The organism is Verminephrobacter aporrectodeae subsp. tuberculatae At4 (assembly GCF_000193225.1).
Taxonomy (GTDB): Bacteria; Pseudomonadota; Gammaproteobacteria; order Burkholderiales; family Burkholderiaceae_C; genus Acidovorax; species Acidovorax aporrectodeae.
The window spans coordinates 1-1,059 of sequence record NZ_AFAL01000861.1 but is presented as its reverse complement, the minus strand read 5'-3'; the positions used below and the strand labels follow the sequence as shown (position 1 = coordinate 1,059).

Sequence of the window (1,059 nt, the reverse complement as noted above, 5' to 3'; positions counted from 1 at the left end):
GTCACGCCGGCGAGGTCCACGCGGATGGTATTCGTCCGGGCATTGGCGTTCGCGTTGGGCGTGAGGGTCGCCGTCCAGACCGTGCGCTCGGCGTTCGCCGTGGGCGCGCTCAGCGTGCCGTTGGGGCACACGATGTCGCTGGCGTCCAAGCCGTTGACGGGCTCGTTGAAGATGAAGCGGACCGTCGTGCTCTCGCCCGCGGTGAGCGCGTCGTCGGTCAGCGCAATGGTGGCCGTGGGGCGTATGGTGTGCACGCTGTAGCTGGCGCTGCTGGCCCTGCCGGTCCCGGTGTTGCCCGCGTCGTCGCGCACGCCGGCGAGGTCCACGCGGATGGCGTTCGTCCGGGCGTTGGCGTGGGCGTTGGGCGTGAAGGTCGCTGTCCAGACCGTGCGCTCGGCGTTCGCCATGGGCGTGCTCAGCCTGCCGTTGGGGCACACGATGTCGCTGGCGTCCAAGCCGTTGACGGGCTCGTTGAAGATGAAGCGGACGGTTGTGCTCTCGCCCGCGGTGAGCGCGCTGTCGGCCAGCGTGATGGTGGCCGTGGGGCGCGTGGTGTCCACGCTGTAGTTGGCGCTGATGGCGCTGCCGGTCCCGGCGTTGCCCGCGTCGTCGGTCACGCCGGCGAGGTTCACGCGGATGGTGTTCGCCCGGGCGCTGATGTCCTCCGCAGGCGTATAGGTGGCCGTCCAGACCGTGCGCTCGGCGTTGGCCGTGGGCGTTGTCAGCGTGCCGTTGGTGTACACGATGTCGTCGGTGTCAAAGCCGTTCACGGGCTCGCTGAAGCGGAAGCTGACGGTCATGCTCTCGCCCGCGGTGAGCGCGGTGTCGGCCAGCGTGATGGTCGCCCTGGGTCGCACGGTGTCCACGCTGTAGTTGGTGCTGATGGCGCTGTCGGTCCCGGCGTTTCCCGCGTCGTCGCGCACATTGGCGAGGTTCACGCGGATGGTATTCGTCGGCGCGTTGGTGTTGGCCGTGGGCGTGAAGGTCGCCGTCCAGAGCGTGCGCTCGGCGTTCGCCGTGGGCGCGCTCAGCGTGCCGCTGGTGCACACGATGTCGCTG

Annotated in this window: 1 protein-coding gene; it reads right to left on the bottom strand. The window is 69.6% G+C overall.

The window, feature by feature from the left end; translation table 11 throughout:
- The coding region (locus VTU_RS34170; protein ID WP_010109083.1) for an Ig-like domain-containing protein at positions 1-1,059 on the bottom strand (1,059 nt) is incomplete at both ends.